This window comes from Streptomyces sp. WELS2 (assembly GCF_013870595.1).
In the GTDB taxonomy this organism is placed as follows: domain Bacteria; phylum Actinomycetota; class Actinomycetes; order Streptomycetales; family Streptomycetaceae; genus Streptomyces.
Window position 1 is genome coordinate 1 of the sequence record NZ_JACBWZ010000450.1, and the last position, 5166, is coordinate 5166.

Consider the following 5166-nt stretch of genomic DNA (forward strand, 5'->3'; position numbering starts at 1 on the left):
GACGCGGCCGACCCCTGGCATCCGTTCTTCTTCGACCACGCCACCGACCACGTGCCCGGGATGGTGCTGCTGGAGGCGGCGCGCCAGGCCGCCGTGCTGGCGAGCGACGGCGCCCTGTCCCGGCCCACCGGTGTCCGGCTGACGGCGCTGCGCTTCACCGAGTTCTCCCCGCCCGCGCGGATCGTGTGCGTGCCGCACCACCGCACCTGCGTTTTCCGGTTCGAGCAGGACGGACAATGCCCCGCTTTCGGCGTTCTGCACTACAACTCACCCTTGCGAGCGTAACTTCACGTCATCACTTGACTGCTATGCGTGACCAAATCTAGCGTAACGATCGTTATGTTCCCTGGTGGGACTAGTCCGTACGGGCGTTGACGGCCGGCCGTACGACGTCCGGCCCCGCCCGGAACCCTGCGCCGCCCCGCGCACACGGGTGGCCCGTCGGCGCCGCTCGCACCCATGCGGTGAGAGGACGTCACGCCCAGGTCTGCGCTCTCGCGGCCCATCCGAACGGAAAGCACACAGATGACGCTTCATCGCATCCTTTCCTGGACACCGGCGGCCATCGTCTTCGACTGCGACGGCACGCTGCTGGACACCGAACGACACTGGGAGACCGCTCGCCGACGGGTTCTCGACGACGTGGGCCTCACCCCCGCCGCGGGCTTCGCGGAACGGGCCAAGGGCCTGCACTACACCGAGTGCGGCCAGCTCATGGCCGACGAGGGAGGCCGTCCCGAACTGGGACAGGACCTCGCCGAGCGGCTGCTGCGGCACTTCCGCACCCTGGTCTGCGACCAGCCGGTGACCATGCCGGGCGCCCGCGACCTGGTACGGGCGGCGGCCGCCTTCGCCCCGTTGGCCGTCGCCAGCAACTGCCCCCGTGACGTGGTCGAACCCGGTCTGGAAGAGGCCGGGCTGCTCCGTCACTTCCGCGCCGTGGTGGTGCCCGAGGGCACGATCCGGCCCAAGCCCGACCCCGACGTCTACCTGACGGCCGCCCGGCGCTGCGGCGCCGATCCGGCGGACACGATGGCGGTCGAGGACACGCACTGCGGGATCCTCGCCGCCGTCCGGGCCGGACTGACGGTGCTCGGCGCCGGCCGCCGGCCCGGCGAGGAGACCATCGCCCTGACCGACCTGTGGGTCGAGACGCTGGAGGACCCGCGGATCATTCGCTGGGCCACGGAGCGGACACCGCTACGGACCTCGCCGCCGAAGCCCGCCGTGGCTCCGTCACCGACCGGTTCCGGGCTTCAGCAGGCCACGGCTCCGTGACCGCCGTCCCATGGCGCGTGAGCGGTGGACCGGGTCCGTGCCCGGGAGGCGATCGCCGCTCGTTCAGTCCGGCCGCCGCGGCGCCGGGCCCGTCACGAACGGCGGCAGTACGGTGACCACACCGTCGGCCGAGGAGAGCAGCAGACCGACACCCACCGCACCGGGGTCCGGCACTCCCCTGCCCCGCTCGCCGACATAACTGGCCCGGCCACGGCGCGCACGCAGACGCGCCGTCGAGCGCACCCCCTCCCATGCGGCGCGCGACGCATGGGCGAGGGCCACCCGGCTTCCGACCTGCTCGGGACACACACGCAGCGCCTCGCACGCCGGATACAGGGCATCCACGAGGGTCTTGTCCCCCGGCCGCGCCTCGCCGACCCGCTGTACGGCGGCGAGCCCACCGGCGAGACCGGCCCGCAGCGCGGCCACGTCCAGCACCGGGCCGATGGCCGCCAGCGCCAGTTCCGTCAGCAGCAGCCCGAACAGCGGGCCGCTGGTGCCGCCGACCCCGTCCAGGAAGACGTTCGCCACCGTCCGCAGGGGTCCGCCGGCAGCGGGTGACACCGTCCCCGCCTGGTCCAGGGCGCGCACGGACGCGTCGAGTCCCGAGCGGAGGTTCGTACCGAAGTCGCCGTCGCCCACCCGCTGGTCGAGCGCGGTGAGCTGGGCCTCGGTGGCCCGGACGGAGGCGGCGAACCTCCGCATCCAGCCTTCGGTGAAGACCGCGTCCGCGGCAGGGGGATCCGTCCAAGTCGTGCTCGCGACGGCGCTGTCCGGGGATGCCGCGTCGTCCTGCGCCGAGTAGTGCTCCAGCATGGTGCCACCTCCTGCCCGCCCTTGGTCACCGGGGCCATGAGGGCGTGTGCGCGGGCGCGTCGAACCACTTCACCGTCTCCGGGTCCGCGCGCATCAGCGTGAGCGAGAAGCCGCGCATGTCCAGCGCGGTCACGAAGTCGCCCACGAGGACGCGTTCGAGGACCAGTCCCCACCGGTCCAGGCGTGCCGCGAGTTCCCGCGCCACGCCGTACAACTCCAGACGCGTCACCCCGCCGAGCCCGTTGACCAGGGCGATGACCGCGTCACCGGCGGCCGGGTCCAGCGCCGTGAGCAGTTCCTCCGTCATCCGGGTGACCAGTTCGTCCAGGGCCGGCCGGGATTCGGTACGGCGGGCCCGCTCGCCGTGGATGCCGACCCCCCACTCGAGGTCCCCCTCGGCGAGATCGAAGGCGGAACGCCCCGTGGCCGGTGTGCGATGTGCGGCCGAGGCGACCGCGAGGCTACGGCAGCGGCTCACCAACCCGGCTCCGATCTCGGCGAGTTCGCGCAGCCCCAGGCCGGTGTCCGCAGCGGCCCCGAGTACCTTCTCCACCAGTACGGCGGCCCCGGTGCCCCGACGGCCCGTGGCCGACTCGGGAGAGTCCGACGCCAGGTCGTCGTCGATCAGCACGCGGGCGCAGTCGATGCCCTCGTGGGCGAGCCGCTCGGCCGCGATGCCGAAGTTGATGCGGTCCCCCGTGTAGTTCTTCACCAGGTGCAGCACGCCCGCGCCGCGTGACACGGCGCGGGAGGCGTCGAACACCTGGCGGTTGTGCGGGGAGGCCATCAACTGGCCGGGGCAGACGGCGTCCAGCATGCCCGCGCCGAGGAATCCGAGGTGCAGCGGTTCGTGCCCGGAACCGCCGCCCGACACGATCGCCACGCGGCGGCCGGGGGCCGGGTGCCGGGCCCGGAAGAACCCGGCCGCCTCGTCGTGGACGACGAGGTCGGCGTGGACCCGGGCGAACCCGGCCAGTGCGTCGGGGACCATTCGGTCGAGCGAATTCGTGAAGTACACCACTGGCCGGCCTCCCAGACGTCCTCGGCCTCGCAGCGCCCCGGAAACGGGAAGCGGGAGGCCGGAAACCACGGTGGGTCGATCGGAGGCATGTCATCCACGGACGCACAACCCGGGATGCCGCCTCGTGTGTCTCCGGGTCTCACCTGCCTTACGGCGGTCCGCCTTGCGGCTGTCGCCCTCGGATCCGTCTTTCCGGCCATGCTGCGGCCCCCCGGCCGCGACGGCAACTCGAACCCGGCCGCACCGGCCCCTGGGCCGGTGCGGTGGCGGGACGTCGGGCCCGGCGCGGGGGGGTCGGGAACCGGTGGGGGCTCCCACCGGTTCCGGTGGCAGCCATACGCCCGCGGTGCTCCGGGGTCACTTGACGGAGCCGCCCGTGATGCCGGCGGCGATGTACTTCTGTGCGAGGACCAGCAGGATCGCGGCGGGGACCGCGGACAGCACGGACGCCGCCATCACCGAGCCCCAGTCGCCCACGTGCGCGCCGATGTACTGGTAGATGCCCAGCGTGACCGGCTTGACGTCGTCGGTGGTGTTGAGGGTGAGGGCGAACATGAAGTCGCTCCACGAGAACAGGAAGGCGAACAGGCCCGAGGTGATCAGGGAGTTGCGGCTCATCGGCAGCACCACCCGCACGAAGACGCGCAGCCGCCCCGCCCCGTCCATCTCGGCGGCCTCGATCACCTCGCCGGGTATCGACTGCATGAACGACCGCATCAGCACGATGGAGAAGGGAATGCCCAGGGAGGCGTCCGCGAGCATCAGCCCGAAGTAGGAGTTGACCAGGCCCAGATCGACGTACGAGGTGTACAGGGCGTTGGCGATGACGATGCCGGGCACCATCTGGGTGATCAGGGTGCCGAACACGATGGTGCGGGTGCCGCGCAGCCGGAACCGGGCCAGCCCGTAGGCGGCCGGGGCCGCGATCGCCAGACAGACGACGACAGCACCGAGCGAGACCAGCAACGAGGTCAGCAGATGCCCGCCCTGGTCGTCGAGCGCCTTGGAGAAGCCGGACAGGTCCAGGCGGTGCGGCACCGGATCGACCTCCAGCAGCCCGGCCTCGGGCTGGAGCGCGGTGTCGAGCATCCAGTACAGCGGGAACAGCATCACGGCCAGGACGAGCACCCCGGCCACGGTGGAGCCCCAACCGCGCCGGCTCGCACGCGGTTTCACGTTCTCGGCGGCCATCGCCGGTCACCTCCCCTCGGTGCGGTTGGCCCGCAGGTAGAACACCGCGAAGACCGCGGAGATCAGGATCAGTACGTTGCCGACGACGGCGCCGGCCCCGAAGTCCAGCCGCACGAAGGAGTTCTGGTAGGTGAGCGTGCCCAGGGTCTGGGTGGCGTCGGCGGGGCCGCCGTCGGTGAGGGCGAGGATCAGGTCGAGGATCTTGACCGTCGACATGAAGCCCAGGACGAGGACGACCGTGATGACGGGACGGAGCGTCGGCAGGGTGACGGACCGGAAGGTCCGCCAGGCGGAGGCGCCGTCCAGGGCGGCGGCCTCGTACAGCTCGCGGGGGACCTCCTGGAGACCGCCGTACAGGATGACCATGTTGAACGGGATCCCGATCCATATGTTGACCAGGATGACCGAGAGCAGGGCCATGTGCGGACTGGTCAACCATGGAGTGTGTCCGTCCAGGCCGACGGCGTCCAGGAAGGAGTTCAGTACACCCGTGTCCTGGTCCAGGATGCGCCGCCACACGATGCCGGAGACCACCATGGGCACCAGCCAGGGCAGCAGGATCAGCGACCGCAGGACACCGTTCAGCGGGAACCTGCGGGTGAAGAAGACGGCGAGGGCGAGGCCCGCGCAGAACTGGCCGAGCAGCGAGCCCGCGGTGAAGACGAGCGTGTGCCACAGGGCCTTGCCGAAGAGGGCGTCCTCGAGGACCGCCGACCAGTTGTCGAACCCGTTGAGGGGCGCCTCGCCGGTGAAGAACGTCTTCGGCGTGTAGTGCTGGAAGCTCATCACGACGTTGCGGACCAGCGGGTAGCCGAAGAACAGCAGCATGAACAGCACGGCGGGGGCGACGAACCCCCACT

General features: G+C 71.3%; 6 protein-coding genes. 2 read left to right on the forward strand and 4 right to left on the reverse strand.

From position 1 onward, the window contains the following. Both H5J33_RS22890 and H5J33_RS22895 read left to right on the forward strand, forming a co-directional pair. A partial coding sequence (locus tag H5J33_RS22890) for an AfsA-related hotdog domain-containing protein (protein WP_309485467.1) occupies positions 1-285 on the forward strand: 285 nt, incomplete at its 5' end. A 240-nt stretch (positions 286-525) separates the two neighbouring features. After that, a complete protein-coding gene (locus tag H5J33_RS22895) occupies positions 526-1278 on the forward strand; it encodes an HAD family phosphatase (protein WP_181796787.1) in 753 nt (250 codons plus the stop codon). 63 nt (positions 1279-1341) lie between these two features. Here the strand turns inward: H5J33_RS22895 and dhaL are convergent, their stop codons facing one another. The 4 genes from dhaL to H5J33_RS22915 form a co-directional block, all read right to left on the reverse strand. After that, positions 1342-1983 carry a dihydroxyacetone kinase subunit DhaL gene (gene dhaL / locus H5J33_RS22900; protein ID WP_258565320.1) on the reverse strand — a complete coding sequence of 214 codons (642 nt, stop codon included), beginning with the start codon at positions 1981-1983 and terminating at the stop codon, positions 1342-1344. A gap of 136 nt (positions 1984-2119) precedes the next feature. Continuing rightward, positions 2120-3085: a dihydroxyacetone kinase subunit DhaK gene (locus tag H5J33_RS22905; RefSeq protein WP_181796789.1), complete on the reverse strand. Its 966-nt coding sequence runs from the start codon at positions 3083-3085 to the stop codon at positions 2120-2122. A gap of 387 nt (positions 3086-3472) precedes the next feature. Next, positions 3473-4306: a carbohydrate ABC transporter permease gene (locus tag H5J33_RS22910; RefSeq protein ID WP_181796790.1), complete on the reverse strand. Its 834-nt coding sequence runs from the start codon at positions 4304-4306 to the stop codon at positions 3473-3475. 6 nt (positions 4307-4312) lie between these two features. Next, positions 4313-5166, reverse strand: an 854-nt coding sequence (locus tag H5J33_RS22915) for a carbohydrate ABC transporter permease (protein WP_181796791.1), incomplete at its 5' end; no start/stop codon positions are given.

Coding starts and splice junctions, on each gene's coding strand:
- H5J33_RS22895 (WP_181796787.1), top strand. CDS start 526: ATGACGCTTCATCGCATCCTTTCCTGGACACCGGCGGCCATCGTCTTC.
- dhaL (WP_258565320.1), bottom strand. CDS start 1,983: ATGCGGAGGTTCGCCGCCTCCGTCCGGGCCACCGAGGCCCAGCTCACC.
- H5J33_RS22905 (WP_181796789.1), bottom strand. CDS start 3,085: ATGGTCCCCGACGCACTGGCCGGGTTCGCCCGGGTCCACGCCGACCTC.
- H5J33_RS22910 (WP_181796790.1), bottom strand. CDS start 4,306: ATGGCCGCCGAGAACGTGAAACCGCGTGCGAGCCGGCGCGGTTGGGGC.